General features: G+C 63.6%; 18 protein-coding genes. 3 read left to right on the top strand and 15 right to left on the bottom strand.

The window, feature by feature from the left end:
- Positions 1 to 142: 142 nt before the first annotated feature.
- Positions 143 to 1156, bottom strand: coding sequence for a fumarylacetoacetate hydrolase family protein (locus tag EXV95_RS19315; RefSeq protein ID WP_176888081.1), 1014 nt, complete (start codon positions 1154 to 1156; stop codon positions 143 to 145).
- A 103-nt stretch (positions 1157 to 1259) separates the two neighbouring features.
- Between EXV95_RS19315 and EXV95_RS19310 the strand changes: the two genes are divergently transcribed.
- From EXV95_RS19310 to EXV95_RS19300, 3 genes are all read left to right on the top strand, one after another.
- A complete protein-coding gene (locus EXV95_RS19310) occupies positions 1260 to 2042 on the top strand; it encodes an IclR family transcriptional regulator (protein ID WP_055396937.1) in 783 nt (260 codons plus the stop codon).
- 20 nt (positions 2043 to 2062) lie between these two features.
- Positions 2063 to 3229 (top strand): DUF3108 domain-containing protein, encoded by a 1167-nt coding sequence (locus tag EXV95_RS19305; protein WP_176888080.1) that lies wholly within the window; start codon positions 2063 to 2065, stop codon positions 3227 to 3229.
- A 194-nt stretch (positions 3230 to 3423) separates the two neighbouring features.
- Positions 3424 to 3723, top strand: a complete 300-nt coding sequence (locus tag EXV95_RS19300; RefSeq protein WP_055392879.1) for a DUF3567 domain-containing protein — start codon at positions 3424 to 3426, stop codon at positions 3721 to 3723.
- Between the two features lie 92 nt (positions 3724 to 3815).
- On the opposite strand, the gene EXV95_RS19295 is transcribed toward EXV95_RS19300, so the two are convergent.
- The 14 genes from EXV95_RS19295 to narJ form a co-directional block, all read right to left on the bottom strand.
- Positions 3816 to 6245, bottom strand: coding sequence for a tetratricopeptide repeat protein (locus EXV95_RS19295; protein WP_176888079.1), 2430 nt, complete (start codon positions 6243 to 6245; stop codon positions 3816 to 3818).
- Between the two features lie 101 nt (positions 6246 to 6346).
- Positions 6347 to 7414 (bottom strand): AbrB family transcriptional regulator, encoded by a 1068-nt coding sequence (locus EXV95_RS19290; RefSeq protein WP_176888078.1) that lies wholly within the window; start codon positions 7412 to 7414, stop codon positions 6347 to 6349.
- Between the two features lie 132 nt (positions 7415 to 7546).
- The gene (locus tag EXV95_RS19285; protein WP_176888077.1) at positions 7547 to 8497 is read right to left on the bottom strand and encodes a UDP-glucuronic acid decarboxylase family protein; all 951 of its coding nucleotides are present in this window, start codon (positions 8495 to 8497) and stop codon (positions 7547 to 7549) included.
- Complete coding sequence (locus tag EXV95_RS19280; protein ID WP_176888076.1) at positions 8494 to 9894, bottom strand: UDP-glucose/GDP-mannose dehydrogenase family protein; 1401 nt, start codon at positions 9892 to 9894, stop codon at positions 8494 to 8496. Before EXV95_RS19280 ends, EXV95_RS19285 begins: the two co-directional genes overlap by 4 nt.
- A 69-nt stretch (positions 9895 to 9963) precedes the next feature.
- Positions 9964 to 12180 carry a glycosyltransferase family 41 protein gene (locus EXV95_RS19275; protein WP_055398437.1) on the bottom strand — a complete coding sequence of 739 codons (2217 nt, stop codon included), beginning with the start codon at positions 12178 to 12180 and terminating at the stop codon, positions 9964 to 9966.
- A gap of 191 nt (positions 12181 to 12371) precedes the next feature.
- Positions 12372 to 12947, bottom strand: coding sequence for a hemerythrin domain-containing protein (locus EXV95_RS19270; protein ID WP_255484805.1), 576 nt, complete (start codon positions 12945 to 12947; stop codon positions 12372 to 12374).
- A 7-nt stretch (positions 12948 to 12954) separates the two neighbouring features.
- Entirely contained in the window at positions 12955 to 13368 is a 414-nt protein-coding gene (locus EXV95_RS19265) for a hypothetical protein (RefSeq protein ID WP_055398435.1), read from the bottom strand.
- A 48-nt stretch (positions 13369 to 13416) separates the two neighbouring features.
- On the bottom strand, positions 13417 to 14088 hold the full coding sequence (locus tag EXV95_RS19260) for a nitroreductase (protein WP_176888075.1): 672 nt from the start codon (positions 14086 to 14088) through the stop codon (positions 13417 to 13419).
- A 24-nt stretch (positions 14089 to 14112) separates the two neighbouring features.
- Positions 14113 to 15444, bottom strand: coding sequence for an NnrS family protein (locus EXV95_RS19255; protein WP_255484804.1), 1332 nt, complete (start codon positions 15442 to 15444; stop codon positions 14113 to 14115).
- The gene (locus EXV95_RS19250) at positions 15441 to 17885 is read right to left on the bottom strand and encodes an adenosylcobalamin-dependent ribonucleoside-diphosphate reductase (RefSeq protein ID WP_176888074.1); all 2445 of its coding nucleotides are present in this window, start codon (positions 17883 to 17885) and stop codon (positions 15441 to 15443) included. Before EXV95_RS19250 ends, EXV95_RS19255 begins: the two co-directional genes overlap by 4 nt.
- Before the next feature lie 96 nt (positions 17886 to 17981).
- Positions 17982 to 18662: a carbonic anhydrase gene (locus EXV95_RS19245; RefSeq protein WP_121422054.1), complete on the bottom strand. Its 681-nt coding sequence runs from the start codon at positions 18660 to 18662 to the stop codon at positions 17982 to 17984.
- Between the two features lie 27 nt (positions 18663 to 18689).
- Positions 18690 to 19496, bottom strand: a complete 807-nt coding sequence (locus EXV95_RS19240) for a peptidylprolyl isomerase (protein WP_176889112.1) — start codon at positions 19494 to 19496, stop codon at positions 18690 to 18692.
- A gap of 163 nt (positions 19497 to 19659) precedes the next feature.
- The gene (narI, locus tag EXV95_RS19235; protein ID WP_176888073.1) at positions 19660 to 20394 is read right to left on the bottom strand and encodes a respiratory nitrate reductase subunit gamma; all 735 of its coding nucleotides are present in this window, start codon (positions 20392 to 20394) and stop codon (positions 19660 to 19662) included.
- Entirely contained in the window at positions 20391 to 21092 is a 702-nt protein-coding gene (gene narJ, locus EXV95_RS19230) for a nitrate reductase molybdenum cofactor assembly chaperone (RefSeq protein WP_176888072.1), read from the bottom strand. The genes narI and narJ overlap by 4 nt, the downstream gene beginning before the upstream one ends.
- Positions 21093 to 21097: the final 5 nt, after the last annotated feature.

Raw genomic sequence — 21097 nt, 5'->3', positions numbered from 1 at the left:
ATCTTGGCACCTTCACGCCTTGTGCCTACCGAAGACTGTGTCCTGCACTGCCCAGGCTTCGACGGACTCAGCCCCAACGGACGGAGTGGCACGGGCAGGTTTGGTGCCTGCCGCCGCACTGTGCAGCGGCCCCCACAGCACATCAGGCCTCGGGTGCGGCAATCGCTTGGTCGATGGCGCCAAAGATGCTCGCGCCGTCCTTGCCCTTGATTTCGATGCGGATGGTGTCGCCGAACTTCATGAATTCGGTGCTGGGCTTGCCGTCTTGGATGGTCTCGATGCAGCGCTTTTCGGCGATGCAGCTGTAGCCCTTGGGCCATTCGGTGCGGCCGTTGGCGTCGGTGATACCTTTGTTGCTCACGGTGCCGCTGCCGATGATGGAGCCGGCGCGCAGGTTGCGCGTCTTGGCCACGTGGGCGATCAACTGGCCGAAGTGGAAGGTCATCTCCGGGCCGGCGTCGCACATGCCGACCTTGCGGCCGTTCCAGGTGGATTGCACGGTGAGGTTGACGCGGCCATGGTCCCAGGCGTCGCCCAGCTCGTCCAGCGTCACGGCCACGGGGCCGAAGGCGGTGGCGGGCTTGGACTGGAAGAAGCCGAAACCCTTGGCCAGTTCGGCCGGGATCAGGTTGCGCAGGCTCACGTCGTTGGCAATCATCACCAGGCGGATGCCGTCCAGCGCCTGGTCGGCGTTCGTGCCCATCTTTACGTCGCCGGTGATGACGGCGATCTCGGCCTCGAAGTCGATGCCCATGGCTTCGCTGGGCACCACCACGTCGTCGCAGGGGCCAATGAAGTCGTCGCTGCCGCCCTGGTACATCAGCGGGTCGGTGTAGAAGCTCTCAGGCACTTCGGAGTTGCGCGCTTTTCGCACCAGTTCGACGTGGTTGATGTAGGCCGAGCCATCCGCCCACTGGTAGGCGCGGGGCAGCGGGGCCATGCACTGCTTGGGGTCAAACGGAAAGGCGTGGCGTGCGCGGCCGCTGTTGAGCTGGTCGTACAGGTCCTGCAGCTGGGGCGAGATGAAGCCCCAGTCGTCCAGCGCCTGCTGCAGCTTGCTGGCAATGCCGGTCGCATAATGGGCTGTGCCCAGGTCGCGGGAGACGACAACCAGTTGGCCGTCGCGCGAGCCGTCTTTGTAGGTAGCGAGTTTCATGGTGGCAGGACCTTTGTCTCAAGGGGTTGAAAGTCTTCACCCAACACGAATTACGCTTGGGTAAATTGATTTAACTAAACAAAACTCGCAAATTTTAGTGCACATGGACAAAGAACGTGCAGGAATTCAATCGGTCGAGGTGGGTTTTGCCCTGCTGGAGGGGCTGACACGCTCGCGCGGGCCGCTCATGCTCAAGGATGTGGCGGCCTCGGCGGGCATGAGCGCGGCCAAGGCGCACCGGTATCTGGTGAGCTTTCAGCGCCTGGGCCTGGTCACACAAGACCCGCGCAACGCCCGCTACGACCTGGGCCCCGCCGCCCTCAAGCTGGGACTGGCGTCGCTGGCCCGGCTCGATGCCGTGCGCCTGGCGCGCGAGCGCATGCCCGAACTCATGGAAGCCATCGGTCACACGCTGGCGCTGGCCGTGTGGGGCAACCACGGCCCCACCATCGTGCACTGGGAGGAGTCGCCCCAGGCTGTCACTGCCAACCTGCGCCTGGGTGACGTGATGCCGCTGTTGTCGTCGGCCACCGGCCGCTGTTTTGCGGCGCACATGGCGCCTGATGTGGTGGCGCCGCTGCTCAAGGAGGAGCTGGCCCGCGCCGTGAAGATGCGCCGCACCGACCTGCCCTCGACCATGACCGAGGTCAACACCCTGCTGGCCGAGGTACGCGAACGCGGTGCCGCGCGGGTGGTCGATACCTTGCTGCCCGGCATCGTGGCGTTCTGCGCACCCGTGTTTGACGCGGACGGCCACCTGGAGTTGGGCATCACCACGCTGGGCTCGATTGCCACCTTCGACCCCGAGTGGGGCGGCGCCATCGACGCGCCGCTGCGCGCGGCTGCGGCCCAGCTCTCCAGTGATCTGGGCGCGGGCAGCGCCTGACGGCCCCGGCACGCAGGTAGATGCCACGGCGCGCGCTCTTTCTCATCACTGCGCTGGTGCTGGCCCTGCACTGGCTGGTGCTGAGCGGGGTGCCGCTGGCGTGGGACAACCCCGGGTCGCCTGTCGGCAAAGTGTTCAGCACGCGCAGCATTGCGGCACCGCTGCCGCCCGCCGCCGCTGTGACAGCTGTGGCAGCCGTTGCCCCCATGGCGCCGAAACCTGCGGTCGCGCCCAAGCCGCCCGCGCGCCCCAAACCACCGGCACGGGCAACACCCCAGCCCCCGGCCGCCCAGGCGCCATCCCCTGCATCCCCCTCGACCGAGGCCACGGCCCCCAGCACCGAGGCGGGTGCAGACGTCGCGCTGGCCGCCCCCGCCGAAGCTGTCTCGACCGTTGTGGAGGAAACGCTCCCCACCCCGGCAGCGTCCCCTGCATCGGCACCAATCCAGGCAGCATCAGCGCCTCTCCCCTCTGAAGCCACAACAGGCGTGGACATCGCCCCGCCCGGGGCTGGCACGGACCACACGCCCAACACGGCACCACCGCCTGTGCGCCTGCCCCCGCCTACACGGCTGGCGTTTGACGTGAGTGGGCAGGCCAAGAAGTTTGCCTACAGCGCCCGCGCCGAGCTGCTGTGGCAGCACGATGGCAGCCGCTACGAGGCGCGGCAGGAGATCAGCGCGTTTTTGGTTGGCACCCGGGCGCAGCGCAGTGTGGGTGCGATCACGGCCCAGGGGCTGCTGCCGGAGCGGTTCTCGGACCGGTCGCGCAGCGAGCAGGCAGCGCACTTCGACTACACCAAGGGCCGGGTCACCTTCAGCGCCAACACGCCGGACGCCACCGTGGGCCCGGGGGTGCAGGACCGGTTGAGTGTGTTCATCCAACTCGGCGCCCTGCTCGCCGCCGATCCCACCCGGTTTGTGACCGGCACCCAGATCACGCTCACCACCGTGAGCGCGCGCAGCGCCGACCGCTGGACCTTCACCATCGAAGGTGCAGAAACACTGGACCTGCCCACCGGCGCCACGCCCACCCTCAAGTTGCAGCGCCTGCCCCGCAAGGACTACGACCAGAAGGCCGAACTGTGGGTGGCCCCCGCACTGGGTTATCTGCCGGTACGCATCAAGCTCACCCAAGCCAACGGCGACTTCGCCGACCTGCAATTGAGCCGCAGCGGCCCGCCTTGATGGTCTGGAGGGGTCTTGTTAAAAAGTGTTGCGCAGGAGCGCCATCCCACCAAAATAGACTCGCGAAACCGGAAGCACCGGGTTTTCATGAAATACTGCATCGGTAAGGGGACAAAAGCCACGGGCTTGGCCTGTGCCACTTGAACTCTGCGCACCCGCTGTCATCTGACATCTATATCGACAAGGGGAACACGATGCACATGCTCTACGACTCAGAATCCTTCGTGGTGGTCCACATGCTGCCCGACGCCGTGGAGAAAAAGAGCGCCCAGGTGCTCAACGACACCGCCCCCGCCGTTCCCCAGCTCGCGCGCCACGGCTTTGAAATCGTGGACAAGCGCTCCGGCAAAGAGGTGTACCTGGACGGCTCCTGGGCCGAGATGTTCCAGGAGCAGATCCTGGCCTGGCAGCGCGACACCCCCACACAGGAAGAAGTGGAAGACGCGCTGGACCGCTATGCGGGCCTGGCACAGAACCCGGTCGTGGTGCACTGACCGCATCCTCCACAGCAGCCATCCCTGGATGGCCCGGGAGGCCCAGATCGGTCTCCTCCATTCTCGGCAGACTGGGGCAGCGCCCCCAGTTGTCACACCTCAATCACCTCGGGCGGCAGCCCCTGCAGGTGCCGTTCATGCATCGCCAGATAGGCAGCCTCGATATCACGCGCAAACTGGTGGGTGTTGAACAAGGGGGACTGGGCTTTTTCCGCTTGGAGTTTGTCGCGCAGCGCCTTCAGGCGCGCAGGATCCTGGGCGAGCGAGATCGCCAGGGCTTCATATTCGGCGGCGCTGTGGGTCACAAGCTCCGGCAGGCCCACAGCATGTAGCAGGCTGGCCGCCACTCGCGCCGCAAACGATTCTCCCAGCCGCGTGAGCACCGGCAGACCCGCCCACAACGCATCGCTGGCCGTGGTGTGAGCGTTGTAGGGCAAGGTATCCAGAAACAGGTCGGCCAACCGGTGGCGCGCCAGATGCTCGCTCAGAGGCAGGCGCTGTGCAAACACCAGCCTCTGCGCTGCAACACCCCGCTCCTGCGCCTCGCGCCGCAGGTTGGTCGCGACGGCGGGGTTGTCCTCAAACAACCACAGCACGCTGCCAGGCACCGCCGCCAGGATGCGCATCCAGCTGTCAAACACGGGCGGGAGAATCTTGTGGTTGTTGTTGAAGCAGCAAAACACTACGCCGGAGGCAGGCAGTCCCAATTCTTCACGGGTGAACACTCGATCACTGATCGCACGCTGCGAGTCATTCACCTGGTAGCTATGCGGCATGTAGACCGGCTTTTCGGTGAAATGGACCTGTGCCTCGGGCGGAATCACCACCCTGTCAGCAATCACATAGTCCATGTAGGCCGCTCCGGTCGTTCCGGGGTAGCCCATGTAGCTGACCTGAACAGGGGCGCAACGATGGGCAAAGATGTCGAAGCGGGTATCCAGCGTGAAACCCATCAAATCCACAGCAATGTCAATGCCCAACTCACGCGACCTCCGTGCAATCTCCGCCGCGCTCAGCTCTCGCACGTCGATGAAATGGTCAAAACTTTGGCGCAGCCGACGCCGCATCGCATCCTCTAGAGGAGGTCCATAGGAAAAGGCAAACCATTCAAAGCGATCACGGTCATGCACCTCGAACAGCTCCGCCATCAGATAGGCAAGGGCATGACCATGCAAATTCGCGGAGTAGTAGCCAACTCGAATCTTGCCCCCAGTAGAGCGTGCCGGTATCAGGCCCAAGGTTGTCGACTCGGGATACTCAGACTTCACGGCAGTTTGGGCTGCCTGCTTTTGAAGCTCTGGCAAATCGAACAACGCCAAAGTGATAAACGGCTGCACACTCAGCTCGCCCGCCCGAATACTCTTCTCACACCGCTCAAGATCATCTGCCAGATGTTGCCAGTCGCAGGTTTTGACACGGCTGTTCGCTAAGTCTCCGAGTAAGTACTTGATATCAGGGTTGATGCTGTAGGCCTTCAGATAGTCTGCACTAGCAGATTCATACCGTTTGAACCGAATGTGCAGGTTGGCTCGGTTGTAGTGCAGGTCCACCTTATCTGGCGCCATGCGAATCACTTTGTCGTACAGGGCCAGGGACTCGGCATAACGCCCCGCATCCAGCAAGGAAAGCGCCCAGAGCGACTGGATTTCAACGTCCTGGGGGCTTAACTGGGCAGCCTTCTGGAAAGCATCTGCCGCTTGGGCGAACTGGAAGAGACAAACCCGTGCCGAGCCCAGGTTCTTGTACGCCTGAATCAAAGTGCCATCGGCCTGTGTGGCTGATTCAAAATGCTTGATCGCTTCGGTCCATTGTTCCCGCTGCGCCAGGATAGTGCCCTTGCCGTTGTGCGCCTCGGCATGCTGAGGCCTCCGGGCAATGACCCGGTCAAAGCACTGCAACGCCTCGTCAGATCGACCGGCATCAGCGTGCAGCATCCCCAGGTTCTGACAGGCGTCCACATCCTGGTCATTCAGGGCAAACGCCTTCTCGTAGCATTTCAGCGCTTCACCCAGCCGCTCCAACTGGCGCAGGGCATTACCTTTATTGTTGTAGGCTGCCGCCAGGCTGGGTTGGAGAGCGATGGCCTGGTCATAGCTCGCAATAGCGTCTGCGGGCCGAGACAGATCCTTGAGCGTGATCCCCTGGTTGACATAGGCCTCCGCAAACTCCGGGCGCAGGTTGATCGCTTGCTCAAAGTGCGCAAGCGCTTCGTCATGGCGCTTCAAGGCACCCAATGCCAGCCCACGATTGACATAGGGCGCGGCGTCCTCCGGGGCCTGCTTGATCGCCTGGCCAATCAGATCAACCGCCATCTGCAAATGGCCCGCCTGGTAGGCCAGCACCCCTTGCATATGCAAAGCGCCGAAGTTCTTCGGGTCATTCTTCAAAATGGTGTTGTAGAGCTGATTGGCCTGCGCCAGGCTTCCCTGCTGGTGCGCTCGCATGGCCTGGTCCAGCCACTTGGCCAACTGGGCCTTGGTTGCTTGGGGGGGACGTATGCCAAAGTTGTAATGAATGCTCATGGTCAGGGGTGTGCTTCGAAGGGGAACACGTGAAAGAGGGTGGCCAGGGCCATCCCCAACACCAACAAGGTTCGGATTGTGCCGCGAGGGATGCCCCATGGTCAGGACACAGGGGCAGGATAGAGGCGCCGATAGAGCGGAGCGACCAACGTCAGTACGGCGATCAATCGGCACACCTGAAACGCAGTGACCAGCGGAACGCCCAGCTGCAGCACTTTCGCCGTGATGGCCATCTCGGCAATACCGCCCGGTGAGGTGCCAAGCAGCAAAGTAACCCAGGGCAGCCCCGTCGCCCAGGCGAGCAGGCTTGCGAACAGCGCGCATGCGATCATCAGCACCAGTGTGCCCAACGCCACGGACACGAGCCAGCGCGGCGCTGTATGCAGGAAATCCGCACGAAAACGCACCCCCAAACTGACGCCGATCACCAGCTGCGCAGCATTCACCATGGCCTGCGGTACCGCCGACAGGCTGACACCGGCCATGGTGAGTCCCATGGACACCAGCAGAGCCCCCATGAACCAAGGGTTGGCGCGGTCGAGCCGGTCCATGAAAACCGCACCCGCCGCGGTCAACAGGGTCATCAGCGCCAACCCTGGCAGGCTTACCGCCCTGGCGGTCGCAGGCTGGACGTCCAGCCCGTGCATACCCGTCCACTGCAAGGCAAACGGTATCGTCACGGTGACGATCAGCAAGCGCAGGCTGTGGCTGGCTGCAACCAAGTCGGTGCGCGCGTTCTCGCGCTCGGACAGCAAGGTCATCTCGGACGCAGCACCAATTGCACCGGCGAAGTAGCTGGTGGCGCGCAGCATGGGTGCAGGCACACCGTGCATGCGCGGTGCATGCAGCCTGTACAGCCAGGCACCGAACAGCCAGCCGAGAAAAAGCGCCCACACGATGCCCAGCACGATGGCCCACCACAACCCGCTGATCAGCGCCGCCACCTGGGGTGTGAAATAAAGGCCCAGCGCTGCGCCAATGGTCCACTGCCCGGCATTGCGCAGTGGCCCCCAGCTCTGCGTAGGGCCGCCAGCGATCGACACGACGGAAGTCGCCAGCAACGGGCCGATCATCCAGGGCAAGGGCGTGTGCAGAGCCACGCAGCCGACTGCGGCGGCAAGGGCCAGAACAAGCGTTGCAAGAACGCGAAAGAAAGAATTCACAGGCATGGTGAAAGTGAGACGGCATCAGTCGATGACCAGTACACCCTGCAGCCACCATACCGACACTTTCGACCTGGCGACCAGTCCAAATGGGAAAGGGAGGCAACGTGAAAAGCCGCACCCCTTTGCCTCTCAGGTTCAGGGGGCACCAGCGCCCCTGAAGTAAGCGATGGTCTGGCGCAATCCAGCATCAAGATCCATACGGGGCTCCCAGCCGCCCAGCAGTTGGTGCGCCAGCGTGATGTCGGGCTGCCGCTGCCGGGGGTCATCTCCCGGCAGAGGGTGGTGGGTGATCCGGGCGGTGGCCCCCGTGTGAGCAAGGACCTTCTGGGCGAGTTCCAGGATGGTGAATTCCCCAGGATTCCCCAAGTTGACAGGCCCCGCCACTTCATCAGGCGTTGCCATCATGCGCACCAGTGCTTCCACCATGTCGTCCACGTAGCAGAAGCTGCGGGTCTGGTCACCTGAGCCGTATACGGTCAGGTCTGCGCCGCGCAATGCCTGCACGATGAAGTTGGAGACCACCCTGCCATCGTCCGGGCGCATGCGGGGGCCATAGGTATTGAACAGCCGCACCACCTTCGTGCGCACGCCATGCTGGCGCCGGTAATCGAAAAACAGGGTCTCCGCACAGCGCTTTCCCTCGTCATAGCAGGCCCGTACGCCAATGGGATTGACGTTGCCCCAGTAGGACTCCGGCTGTGGGTGCACGCTGGGGTCGCCATACACCTCGCTGGTGGAAGCCTGAAGAATGACGGCCCTGCACTGGCGGGCCAGCTCCAGCAGGTTCAGCGCCCCCATCACGCTGGTACGCAGGGTCCGCACGGGGTCGGCCTGGTAGTGCACGGGCGATGCGGGGCAGGCGAGGTTGTAGATTTCGTCCACCTCAGCGGCCAGCGGCTGGGTGACATCGTGCCGAAGCCAACGAAAACGCGGCGAAGCCTGGAGGTGGGCAATGTTCTTTTCGGAGCCCGTGGAAAAGTCATCCACGCACAGCACCCCATGACCATCTTGCAACAAACGCTCGCACAAATGAGAGCCGAGGAAGCCCGCTCCCCCGGTCACCAGGATTGACTTAGCCTTCTTCATGGTGTGGTGGCCCCAGGTGCATCCACCGCGTTCCGCCCCACCGTCAGATAGTCAAACCCCAAAGCACGCATGGACCGAGGCTCGTAGAGGTTGCGCCCATCCACGACCAGCGGCTGCCGCAGGACTGCCCGCAGGGCATCGAAGTCAGGACTGCGAAACACCTGCCATTCGGTCACGATCAACAATGCGTCGGCATCGCGCGCCGCATCCATAGGACTTTGGGCATAACGGATACGCTCCAGCAGGTCGGGCCGATCCTGCAAATCGTCTTGCAGGCATCGGCGAGCTTCCTGCATGGCCACCGGGTCGAACACCTGCAGCACCGCACCGCGCTCCAGCAGTTCACGCACCAGCACCCTGCTGGGAGCCTCGCGCATGTCGTCGGTATTGGGTTTGAAGGCCAGCCCCCACAACGCAAACCGTTGGCCCGAAAAATCCGGGCCGAGCCGCTGCACCAGCCTGTCCACCAGCTGCCGCTTCTGTCCATCATTGACCTGCGCCACCGCCGCCAACAACCGCAGCGGGAGCCCGACGTCATCGCCCATGCGCTGCAACGCTGTCACGTCCTTGGGAAAACAACTGCCACCGTAACCAACGCCGGGATAAAGAAAGCTGTCACCAATGCGCGGATCAGCGCCAATACCCACCCGCACAGGTTCGATATCCACCCCCAGACGATCTGCCAGATTGGCCATTTCATTCATGAAACTGATGCGCGTGGCGAGCATGGCGTTGGCGGCGTACTTTGTGAACTCTGCGCTGCGGCGGTCCATGCAGATAACGCGATCATGGCCATGCCCGAACGGGCGGTACAACGCACGCATGAGATCGCCAGCGCGCTGCTCTTCAGGCGACTCACCCAATCCAACGATGATCCGGTCAGGCCGCATGAAGTCGTTGATCGCACTGCCCTCTTTGAGGAACTCCGGGTTCGAGACCACCGCAAAGCCAGGTGCTGGATGGGCACCGGGCCAGCGCTGGGCAAGCACAGTAGCGACGGCCTTGTGCACCGCTTCGCCCGCGCCCACAGGCACGGTAGATTTGTTGACGATCACCTTGAAGCTGGTCATGTGGGTCGCGATGGCTCCCGCCACCTCGAACACATGACTCAGGTCCGGACTGCCATCGTCCGCAGAGGGCGTGCCCACCGCGATGAACTGCACGTCACCGTGGGCAACACCGCGCGCCATGTCGGTGGAAAACGCCAGCCTGCCGGCGCGGACATTGCCGACGATCAGCTCCTGCAGCCCTGGCTCGTAGATTGGAACCTCTGCGCGCTGCAGTGTGGCAATTTTGTCGGCATCCGTGTCGATGCACAGGACATCATTGCCCAGCTCTGCAAGGCATACGCCGGTAACGAGCCCCACATAACCGGTTCCGAACAAGGTGAGATTCATGAAGGGGGCAAAAAAACTGAAAAATACAAGACATGGGGCTCGCGCCCACGCGAAGGGCGTCGTGAAGTTTCACACCTCAATCACATCGGGAGGCAGCGCCTGGTGCGCGCGTTCGACCATTGTGGTGTATGCCGACTCGATATGCCGCGCAAAGAGCCGGGCATTGAACAAGGGCGACTGGGGCCCCTGTTCCTCCAGCTTGTCCCGAATGCTCTTGAGTTGCGCCACATCGCGGGCAAGCTCTATGGCTCGGGCCTCAAATGCAGACTGCGTCTGGGTGACAAGCTCGGGCAACCCCACGGCATGCAACAGGCTCGCCGCCACTCGGCTCGCAAACGATTGTCCTGAACACGTCAGAACCGGCAGCCCTACCCACAAGGCATCGCTCGCGGTGGTGTGCGCGTTGTAGGGCAGCGTATCAAGGAAGAGGTCGGCCATCCGCTGGCGGGCGAGATGCTGGTCCATGGGCACGCGGCTGGCAAACACAAGGCGGTCTGCAGAAATCCCCCGGGCCTGCGCCTCTCGGCGCAGATTCCGCGCCGCAATCGGGTTGTCTTCCAGCAGCCACAAGACGCTGCCTTCAACAGCATGGAGGATGCGCATCCAGCCGTCAAACGTGGGCGGGAGGATCTTGAAGTTGTTGTTGAAGCAGCAAAACACAAAACCAGTGGCGGGCAAACCCAGTTCGTCGCGGGAAAATGTCCGGTCAGCTGCTTTCCGCTGGGAGTCGTTGACCTGGTAGCTGTGCGGCAGATAGACCACTTTTTCAGTGAAGTCGGCCTGGGCATGGGGAGGAATCACCACCTTGTCGGCGATCACATAGTCCATGTAACTGGCGCCGATGGTGCCAGGGTACGCCAGGTAGCTGACCTGAACGGGTGCACACCGGTAGGAAAAACATCTCAAACGCGTCGCTTGCGTAAAGCCCATCAGATCCACAGCAATGTCGATACCAAGCTCTCGCGAAAGCTGCGCAATATCAAGATCGGTACGCTCACGCACATCCAGAAAATGGTCAAAGGCCACCACCAGTCGCTCGCGCATGCTGTCGTGCACCTGGGGACTGACCGAAAACGCGAACAATTCAAATCGCTCGCGGTCATGCACTTCAATCAGCTCTGCAATCAAGTACGCCGAGGGGTGATTGCGAAAATCTGCAGAGTAGTAACCGATACGAATCTTCTCGCCCCTCGCACGAACAGGAATCGCGCCCAACGCTGCAGAGCCAGGCATATCGCGTTCTACAAGACGGCTTGCAATCTCTTTGTGGAGGGCAGGCTGGTCGAACACGGACAGGGCAGAGAATGGCTCAAGGACAGGCTTCCTAGCCCGGATGTCCTGTTGGAGCTGAAGCAGCTCCTCATCCAGGTTTTGCCAAATACAGCCATGGACCTTGGCGGTAACGATCTCGCTTTGCAGCATCGCCAAAGGAGCGGGCAGGCGCTGGGCCAGATAGAACTGTTGCAAAGCCTCGTCGTACCGCTTCATCTCCCGCAAAAGCCGACCCATGAGGAATCTGGACTCCCCTTGCTGGGGCCGAAGCTCGATCGCGCGGCTCACGTCCGTCAGTGCGCTTTCCAGATTTCTCAGTTGCAGTTGCGCCTCGCCACGGTTGTTGTACGCCTCGGCGGACTGCGGGTTGAGCTCCAGCGCCCGGCTGAAGGCAGCAACGGCTTCTGCATACCGGCCCAGCCTCAGCAAAGCCGTGCCCCGGTTGTTGTGCGGCTCCGGTATCTCGGGTGCGCGCTCGATCACCTGGTCCATGCACTCCAGGGTTTCATCAAACTGCTTCATCTGCAGGTGAATGCAGCCCAGATTGAAACGCGCCTGCACATTCGCAGGATCTATCGCCAGCACCTTGCGGTAGCTTTCCATGGCCTCCGGCAACCGATCCAAGGTTTGCAGGACCGTTCCCCGGTTGTAATGTGCGAGCCCCAACCCGGGCGAGAGTGCAATGGCCTGATCGAAAGAGGCCAGCGCGTCCTGATTGCGCTGCAGGCGTAGCAGCGCGTTGCCACGATTGAAGTAGGGGTCAACGTAGTCGGGCTTGAGAGCGATGGCTCGGTCGTAGGCGCGAATAGCGTCTGCGGGCCGGTTGGCCATCAGCCATTCATTGCCCCGGGTGTTGCACGCCGTCGCATCATCGGGGAGGGGCGACTCCACAGATCTAACGCCCGCAACCAAGCCCGTTCCATAGTTGATTCCGAATTTAAAACTGGGCTGGCTGGCTGGTATGGCACCAGGCTTGAAGGACTGCCCGAAATGGGGTTTCTTTGTGTCGGTCAAGGTGCTTCCCGATACAGATGAGAGATTGACATCCCGCCATGGTAAACACCTGCGCGGCACCGAACCGCCATCCAGCGCCAGCCGGGCGGCTCCAGGGACAACAGCCAAGTCCACCGCAAAGCAAACCGCCATGGAAAGCGGGTACTGTGGCCTCCTCTTTCTGGGCGCGCAGAGCGCACTGGCGGAGCTTTTCAGCGCTCAGGCGCGCCCCGCCGGTGTGCCATTTCTTGTCCCATCCTGCCCAGCAAAGCGGGCTCCAAAAGATGCAGCGCCGCCGGGTAGGCCTGGCGCTCCTCGTGGTGGATATGGCTCGCATAGCGCGCCGCAAATCGATCAAAAAGCGCCTCTGCCGATTCCGAGAAGCCTTCGATTTCCCCCTGCGCCAGCGCTTGTAGCGGAACTCGCGCCGCCGCCCAGTCAGCCACCATGTCGACATGGTCCTGTTGCAGCCGCTGCACCAGAGTCCTCATCTCCGGTGCAGCCTGGGCCAGCAACAGCGGGAAGACATGGAGCTCCTCATCCTCATGGTGCAATGGCGCAGCGACATCAAAGTAGCGCAACACATCGCGCGCGGCCTGGCGCGCGGCCTGGCGCGCGCTCTCATCGGCACCTTGCTGGCGGACATGTTCACGCAGGCGGTCCAGCAGTGTCAGCGTGCGCTGCACGCGCTCGTGGCAGGCCTCCAGCATGGCGAAGGGCTCTTCGAACCCGACTGCAGGTGCGCTGAAGCCAGGAACGTGGCGAGCAGGTGCAGAAGTGGACGCCATCCTCGCCTCACCCAAAGCGCACGGGCTGGCCCTGGCGGTCGAAGGGGATGTAGGCACCATGCGCACCGCCCTTGATCGCATCCACCATGCGCTGCAAAGGCGCCTCGGCATCGGCGCTGGTGGGCGCCTTGTTCAGGGTGCCCGACATGGCGGCTGCGAACACCATGGCCCAGTCGTGGCCAGGGGCCGTGAACTGGCTGGCCTCACCGACCAGCGCGTCGAACGACGGCAGCTCCTGTGGCGTCTTGTCCACGCACATCAGTGGCACCAGCGCGCCGCCCTGCCCGGCTTCAAACCGGGCCCGCTGCGCGGGGGTGGCATCGTCGGGCAATTCAACGGCAGCAAACACGAACAGGAGCCGCTGGGGTTCAGGCTGCATGCGTGCCGCCTCAAGTAGATCGTCGAAGCTGGAAATGTTCATAAAAAATTTCGATGAATTAAAAAATGCTGCGAGGGAGGCTCGGTCTTCTCAGAAGCCTGGCACCACGCCCTTATGCGGGTCTAGCGTGCTCACATAGCTGTCTGCTACAGGTCGAGCACGCGCTGCCTTGCGCGATTGCACGGTGCCAATGCTGACAAAACACAGCGCCTGCTCCCAGGCGTCCAGCTGGAACAAGCCGCGCAATCCGGGGGACTTGAGGGCCTTGCCGCTGGTGAGGGCCGATCCGAAGCCCTGTGCAGTGGCCATGAGCAACATGTTCTGCACCGCGCAGCCAGCGGACACCAAGCGCTCTGACAGGTCGATGGCGGGGTCGCCGCACTGGCTATCTACCACCACCAGCATGAGTACCGGGGCACGGTAGGCCTTTTCGCGGGCCTGCTCGGCCTGCTCGGGCGTGGCGGCAGGATCTCGTTCGCACAGAGCCTGCGCAAACACGTCGGCCAACGCCGGCCGCGCGGCGGCGGGCACCAGCACAAAACGCCACGGCGTCAATTGGCCGTGGTCCGGCGCGTGGGCCGCAGCGCTGAGAATCTGGGCCAGCTCCCCCGCGCTGGGTCCGGGAGCAGCCAGGCGTTTAGGCAGGATGGTCTGGCGCGAGTGGATCAGCGCGGCGGCCATGGCGGCGGTATCGTCTGGCGGGAGAGCAGCAGTTGGCACCTGCCGAGGGGCATGGTGCAAAGGCCAGGGAATGACAGCCATCACAGGTCCTTGAAAGAAGCTTCTTCAGCCCGGCCGGCCGTCGGCCCGCAGGCAACCGTACCACCGGCCCAGCCGCACACCCCATACGCCCATGGTGGCGGCCCACAGGAAAGCCGCCACCGGCAGCACCCACACCCACGCTACGCCAAAAACGCCCGGCACTTCTGCCGCAATGCGCAACACGGTAGCCACCTGCAGCAGCCAGAACAATGTCCACGCCGAGTGGTCAGCAACCAGCGCGCGGCCACTGTGCCCACACGACACCCGCGTCACCATGGCCAGCATCAGCGATGCCAGGCAGCCCATGGTCAGGGCATGCAGCGCTCCCAAGCCGAGGGTTCCCATGCCATAGCCCCACGCCAGCCACCGCGAAAGCCCTCCAAGCAGAAAGGCAAGGCCAAGCCACAGGAAACCGATATGCAGCATGGCCAGCAACCTGTTCTTGAGGCTTTGTACCAGCCCCCAGACACAGGCCAGCCAGACCAGCACGCCCCCGATCACCAATTGCAGCGTGCCGTGTACCAACCCCCAGGCCGGCCCCGCAGCGCTGGCAGGCAATCCGAGCCAGTCCAGCCACACCGCCAGCACCTGCAGCACGGCGGCCGCCAGCATCAGCCACAGCACCCAGAAAGGCCGCCAAGCCTGCACCATGGGCATGGCACTGGAGGTGAAAAATGGAATCATGCGGTGCGCCACCGTGAAATACACTACCACCACAAACCCCCACAGGCCGGTGAAGACCCAGGCACGTGCGAGCGCATGGGTGCCCACGGCCAGCCCCAGCCAGAGCCCAACAAGGCTGGTGCATCCCAGCGTACAAGCCCAAGCGATGGTGCGAGCATGCAACTGGTCCTCGGCCTGGCTGCGCCGCACACGCCCCCAGAACTGCGCGGTCATCCAGACGAGGCCCGCCGTCGCAACCGCCAACCCGACCAGCGCCACGCCAACCCACAGGTGCGCGCCCGCCAGCCACAACAGCCACCCCACCGCCTGCGCCACCAGCGGTGCGCGAATCGCCTTCACTGGCAAAGGCTCCACCCCGAGCCATTTAGGGCCTGCTGTGAACAGGAAGCCGGAAAAGAACAGGGGAATGAATCCGAACGCCATCACGGCCGAGTGCACCAGTGTGGGAGACACTGCGTAGTAAAGCCCCCACCCACCGCTGGACCGCGCCACCTGCACCAACGCCCACCACCCCCCTGACACCACCAGCACCACCATGGCCAGGAAAAACCCCAACCGGTGCGGTGCCAGCATCAGATAGCGCCAGCGCCATTGCCTGTCCAGCGACGCCAGCATCTCCGGCGACGGTTTTCCCGACGCGGTGCGCAGGGGGATGACGGGGCGAGAGGTCACCCGCAGGTCCCCAGATGCCCGCACTGCGTGCAGTAGTCACAACCATCCTTGCGGATCACGGCATGGGCGCCACATTCGGTGCATTTCTTGCCTGCCATGGCCTGGGGCACAGCCACCGGGGGCGGTGCAGGCTCATCCAGCGGCAGTTGCTGCTGCACCGGGTCGGCCACGCGGCGCGCCAGGATGTTCTGGATGGCATAGGCCATGGCCGCCACCTCGGAGTCGTGCCACATGGGCACCAGCGTGCCGTCGTCCTTGCGATGGGTGCCCAGGCGCACAGGGCCGCGGTCCCAGGCGACCTTGCGCATGTCCGACAGAGCCCGCTCCAAAAAGCCGCCCCGCGCTGCAAGCGACAACATGCGCATGCTGGAGGTGATCCACTGCTGCGACTCGCCGCTTTGGCCCACGGGCATGAAGAACTCAATGGCGCGGTCTACCGTGCCGTTACCGATGCCAGTGGGAACGGGGAGGAACGACACGATGAGGTACAGCGTCTTGTGGCCCTCTTGCGTCCAGTATTCGAGCTTCTCCGCAACGGCGGAGAGGCCGCCTTGGGGGCGGCTTTCGATGACGGTGCGCATGGGGTCCGCCGGGGGTGCGGGTGGCACCATGGGCGCAGCAGCAAGCGTTGGCGCAGGTGCAGCGTGGGTCTCCAGCACCGACCCCAGGATGGCGTTGGGCCGGTAGGTGGCCAGGCCCTTGAGCTTGGCGCGCCAGGCCTGGAGGTACAGGTCCTTGAACCCTTCGTAGGGGTAGTCGGCAGGGATGTTGACAGTCTTGGAGATGGCCGTGTCCACAAAGGGCTGCACGGCCTCCATCATGGCGATGTGGCCTTCGGCGGGCATGGCGAGGGCCGAGACGAAGTAGTCTGGCAACGCCTCCACATCCCCGCCCAGCTCGCGGTACAGGCGCCAGGCATGGTCTTCCACCGCGTATTCGGTCGTGCTGCCGTCGGACTCGCGCTTCTTGCGCTTGTACATCCACGAAAACGGCGGCTCGATGCCGTTGGAAGCGTTGTCGGCAAAGGCCAGGCTCACGGTGCCCGTGGGTGCGATGGAGAGCAGATGGCTATTGCGGATGCCATGCTGGCGGATGGCAGCCTGGAGCGATTCCGGCAGGCGGCTGGCAAACGTGCCTTCGGCCAGATAGCCGTTGGCATCGAACTTCGGAAACACTCCTTTCTCACGCGCCAGGTCCACCGATGCGGCATACGCTGCGTCGCGCATGTACTCGGCAATGCGTGCAGCCATGGTGCGGCCCTCGGGCAGGTCGTAGCGCAGGCACAGCATGGCCAGCGTGTTGCCCATGCCGGTAAAGCCCACACCAATGCGGCGCTTTGCCATCGCCTCGTCGCGCTGCTGCGGCAAGGGCCAATAGGTCACATCGAGCACGTTGTCGAGCGCGCGCACCTGCAGCGCCACGGCCTTGGTGAACGCGTCAAAGTCAAACGCCGCCACGCCGCCAAAACCAAAGGGGTGGCGCACAAAGCGGGTGAGGATGATGGGGCCCAGGTCACAACAACCGTACGACGGCAGCGGTTGCTCACCACAGGGATTGGTCGCCGCGATCTCCTCGCAGTAGTGCAGGTTGTTGTCTTCGTTGATGCGGCCCAGGAACAGGATACCAGGCTCGGCAAAGTCGTAGGCCGACTTCATGATGGTGTCCCACAGCTCGCGTGCGGGCACGGTGGCATACACCCACTGGCCGTCTGCACGCTGACGGGCGCCCTGGGCGAGCAACGCAGCGCCGGGGCGGGCCTTGTGCACCAGCTCCCACTGTGCGTTGTTCTGTACGGCTGCAATGAACTCGTCCGACACGCCCACCGACACATTGAAGTTATTCCAGCGCCCTGGCGTGCGCTTGGCCGTGATGAATTCGTGCACGTCGGGATGGTCGATGCGCAGCACGCCCATCTGCGCGCCACGGCGCGCGCCCGCGCTCTCCACGGTAGAGCACGACTGGTCGAACACATTCATGTAGCTGCACGGCCCCGACGCCATGGAGGCCGTGGCCTTCACCTGCGCGCCCTTGGGACGGATGCGGGAGAAGTCATAGCCCACGCCACCACCCCGGCGCATGGTTTCTGCAGCCTCGCGCAGGGCTTCGTAGATGCCCGGAAAGCCCTCGTCGTCCACGCCCTGAATACAGTCGCCCACGGGCTGCACAAAACAGTTGATGAGCGTGGCCTGTATGTCGGTGCCTGCCGCGCTCATGATGCGGCCCGCGCCGATGGCGCCCGCCTTCAGGTTGGCGAGGAACAAGGCTTCGTACTTGTCGCGCAGCTCCGGTTTTTCGACCGAGGCCAGCGCCCGCGCCACACGCTGGTACAGCTCGTCGGCGGTGGTTTCGCCGGGTTTGAGGTATTTCTCGCGCAATACATCCAGGCTGATGGGCTGCAGGGACGAGGTGGGCTTGAAGGGGGGCTGAGGTTCGCGTTTCATGGGGGCCGATGATTTGGGTTTCACGCCAGTGAGGTCTTGCGTTCCATCAAGAGGGCCTCATTCCTCACGGATCTGCCGTGAGAATGCCGGACAAGTTCAAAGCTCATCCAGAAGAACTTGCCCATCATGCTCCACGTACGGGTGGTAGGGGCCGGTGCCGCTGTTGTCCGCCAGCGAGGCCGGCACAAAACCGCCCGTCTTGACATCAAACACATGGACTTCTCCTTCCTCGATCACGTAGTGCCAGCCGTGCAGGCTGATCTGCCCTGACTGCACACGGCTGCGCACCATCGGGTACTCCATGAGGCGTTCGAGCTGCAGCACCACGGCGCGCTGCTCAGTGCGGCGCAGCACTTCGGGGCCCGCCTGCATGGGCAACAGGGCCTCGCGCCCCAGGTCCAGCCAGCGGTTCAGGTTGGGTGCTTCGGGCGAAACCTCACCATACATCGCCTTGATAGCCCCACAGTGACTGTGGCCGCACACCACGATGCGGCGCACCTGCAGGTTGAGCACTGCAAACTCAATGGCTGCCGTGGTGCCATGATGGCCGTGAGATCCGTCATACGGCGGGATGAACGCACCCACGTTGCGCACCAGGAAAAGCTCCCCCGGGCCCGCGCCGGTCAACAGGTAGGGCACCAGGCGCGAGTCGGAACAGCCGATGAACAAGGTCGTGGGGTGCTGCCCCTCGTCCACCAGCGTCTGGAACTGCTCGCGGTACTGGGGAAAGGCGTCGTCGTGAAAACGACGCAGGCGATCAAGCAGCTCGTCGGGCATGGTGCGATCAGATGGCGTGCAATGCAACTACTGTACAAGCGGTGAATCGGCCGCGTCCAGTGCTACGCCCTCCGCCACGGCAGCGCCCGCCAGCAATTGCAGGTACTGCCTCAACGCGTTCACCCAGGCCTGCTGGCGCAGCGTGAGGGCGATGGCCTGGCGCACCTCTTCGAACGAAGGCTGCTGCCCGGGGTCGCGCGCCACCACCTCCACCACATGCAGGCCAAACCGGCTGTGTACCAGGCGTGCCAGCACACCGATCTCGGCGCTGCCAAACACCTCGCGGGCGAACTCGGGGGCACAGTCGGCGCGGGTGAGCCAGCCCAGGTCGCCGCCTTGCTGGCCGCTGGGGCAGTTGGACCACTGCGCAGCCGCCTCGGCAAACTTGGCACCACCATCGTCCGCACAGCGCAAGTCAATCAACATGGCCTCGGCACGCAGGCGCAGCTGCTTCACATCCACGCCCGGCGTCACGGCAAACAGCACGTGGCGCAGTTGGGCCCGCTCGCCCTGGGCGTGTGCCGCAGGGTGGGCGTCGTGGTAGCGGCGGCAGGCTTCTTCCGATGGATCGGGGATGGGTAGCTCACGCTCCAGTAGTTGCTCGATGGCGTTGGAGGCTTCGGTGCTGATGGCTCCCTCGACGCCGGGCACATCGTCTGCTGAAAGCAAACCCGCCTGCTGGGCCGCCTGGCGCAGCAGTTCGGTGCAGGCACGCTGGCGCAAGGCTTCGTCATCCAGCCACTCGGCCGTTGAATTCAATGCCACGCCGTTGATGCGCGCCACCGGGGCCAGCCCCGTGGGCTGAGGGGCTGCCATGGCGGGCGCGTCGGCCATGACAGTCGCCCCTACCGTGGCCGACAACGCCTCGTAGGCGGCCGCCTGCTCAGGAGAGAGCAGGCTTTGGGGCGCGCTCTGGCTGGTGGTTGTGCTGGTGCTGCTGCAGCCGCAGCTGCCGGTTCCACATCCGCTCATGGTGTGCTCCTTTTGTGATGCGAAATCAAACGCCACGGCGGTCTTGCGACTGCGTATGGCCGGATGGCAGGTTCAGGCGGCGCGCACGCACCACCTGGTAGGGGCGCAGCACATAGGCCAGCGTGCCAAAGCCGCTCCACACATGCACCAAGCGGGTGAACGGGAAGACCAGGAAGATCGTCATGCCCAGGAACATGTGGGCCTTGAAAATCCAACCCGCTTCGGCCAGCAGCTCGACGCCGCCGCTGCGGAAGGTCACCACGCGCTGACCCCACTCGGCCAGCTTCATCATCATGGAGCCGTCCAGATGCTGCGCCGACAGCGGAATGGTGGCCAAGCCCAGCGCCAGCTGCAGCCACAACAGCACCAGGATCAGGATGTCGCTGGTCTTGGACGTGGCGCGGATGCGGTCATCCGACAGGCGCCGGTGCAGCAGGATGGACAGGCCAATGAAGCCCAGCACGCCCGCGATACCGCCCGTCACCATCGCCATGATCTGCTTGGCACCTGCAGTGATAAAGCCTTCGTACAGGAAGTGCGGCGTGAGCATGCCCACGGTATGGCCAAAGAACAGGAACAGCACACCGATATGGAACAGGTTGCTGCCCCAGCGCAGGCTGCCGGTGCGCAGCAGCTGCGACGAATCGCTTTTCCAGGTGTACTGGTCACGGTCAAACCGCGCCCAGCTACCAATGAAAAAGACGGCCAGGCAAATGTAGGGATAGATGCCAAACAAGAGGGTGTCAAGCCAGGCGGTCATACGGAGACTCCTTCTGGTGCCCGCTCGGTGCGGGGGGTACGAACAAAATGCAGAGGCTGCGGCTGGTCAGGCTTGGCCTGGCCCTGGGTGCTGCAACCGCCAAACGCTTCGGGCTCGGCCCAGACCTCGTCCATGGGCGGCTCGGGGGTGAGCGCCACCGACTGCACGCGCTGGCCCGACACTTCGAGCACCGCAGCAATCACGCTGGCATAGGGGCTGCTTCTTGCCACCAGCGCACTGAACAGCGCGTTCAGGATGTGGGCCATTTCGCCCAGGAACTCCTTGGCCACTTCGGGCGGCTGGGTGGAGGCGAACTCCAGCACCACCGGCAGGTGGTCGGGCAGCTCTTCGGCTTCAAACTTCAGGCCTGCTTTGTCGTAGGTCTGCAGCAGGTCGATGAGCGCAGGCCCCCGGTCGCGCGAGTCGCCATGAACATGCTCGAACAGGTGCAGCGAGGTCTGGCGGCCCCGGTCGAAGTTGTCCACGTAGCGGGCTTCGGCTTCCAGCGGGTCGAGTGCAGCCAGGTGCTCGCACACTGCCTTCAGCTCATCCATGCGATCAGCCGTAACGGCTTGCTCGGCCTGAAGCGCGTCGATGAGCTGCGGCATCACGCTGCGCAACTGCGCATCGGGGTAACTCAGCAGGTAACCCAGAGCGCGCAAGGTCAGGCGCACGGAGGTCGGGTTCTTCTTGAACATGGTGA

The sequence above is a fragment of the Acidovorax sp. JMULE5 genome (genome assembly GCF_013376875.1).
Lineage (GTDB): Bacteria > Pseudomonadota > Gammaproteobacteria > Burkholderiales > Burkholderiaceae_C > Acidovorax > Acidovorax facilis.
This window is presented reverse-complemented; position numbering and strand designations above follow the sequence as displayed.

Bases quoted from the DNA above. Each gene is read 5' to 3' on its own strand.
- EXV95_RS19300 (WP_055392879.1), top strand. From the start codon at position 3,424: ATGCACATGCTCTACGACTCAGAATCCTTCGTGGTGGTCCACATGCTG.
- EXV95_RS19265 (WP_055398435.1), bottom strand. From the start codon at position 13,368: ATGAACATTTCCAGCTTCGACGATCTACTTGAGGCGGCACGCATGCAG.
- narI (WP_176888073.1), bottom strand. From the start codon at position 20,394: ATGACCGCCTGGCTTGACACCCTCTTGTTTGGCATCTATCCCTACATT.
- EXV95_RS19260 (WP_176888075.1), bottom strand. From the start codon at position 14,088: ATGGCTGTCATTCCCTGGCCTTTGCACCATGCCCCTCGGCAGGTGCCA.
- EXV95_RS19250 (WP_176888074.1), bottom strand. From the start codon at position 17,885: ATGAAACGCGAACCTCAGCCCCCCTTCAAGCCCACCTCGTCCCTGCAG.
- EXV95_RS19280 (WP_176888076.1), bottom strand. From the start codon at position 9,894: ATGAATCTCACCTTGTTCGGAACCGGTTATGTGGGGCTCGTTACCGGC.
- EXV95_RS19310 (WP_055396937.1), top strand. From the start codon at position 1,260: ATGGACAAAGAACGTGCAGGAATTCAATCGGTCGAGGTGGGTTTTGCC.
- EXV95_RS19285 (WP_176888077.1), bottom strand. From the start codon at position 8,497: ATGAAGAAGGCTAAGTCAATCCTGGTGACCGGGGGAGCGGGCTTCCTC.
- EXV95_RS19315 (WP_176888081.1), bottom strand. From the start codon at position 1,156: ATGAAACTCGCTACCTACAAAGACGGCTCGCGCGACGGCCAACTGGTT.
- EXV95_RS19270 (WP_255484805.1), bottom strand. From the start codon at position 12,947: ATGGCGTCCACTTCTGCACCTGCTCGCCACGTTCCTGGCTTCAGCGCA.
- EXV95_RS19245 (WP_121422054.1), bottom strand. From the start codon at position 18,662: ATGCCCGACGAGCTGCTTGATCGCCTGCGTCGTTTTCACGACGACGCC.
- EXV95_RS19295 (WP_176888079.1), bottom strand. From the start codon at position 6,245: ATGAGCATTCATTACAACTTTGGCATACGTCCCCCCCAAGCAACCAAG.
- narJ (WP_176888072.1), bottom strand. From the start codon at position 21,092: ATGTTCAAGAAGAACCCGACCTCCGTGCGCCTGACCTTGCGCGCTCTG.
- EXV95_RS19240 (WP_176889112.1), bottom strand. From the start codon at position 19,496: ATGGCCGACGCGCCCGCCATGGCAGCCCCTCAGCCCACGGGGCTGGCC.
- EXV95_RS19290 (WP_176888078.1), bottom strand. From the start codon at position 7,414: ATGCCTGTGAATTCTTTCTTTCGCGTTCTTGCAACGCTTGTTCTGGCC.
- EXV95_RS19305 (WP_176888080.1), top strand. From the start codon at position 2,063: ATGCCACGGCGCGCGCTCTTTCTCATCACTGCGCTGGTGCTGGCCCTG.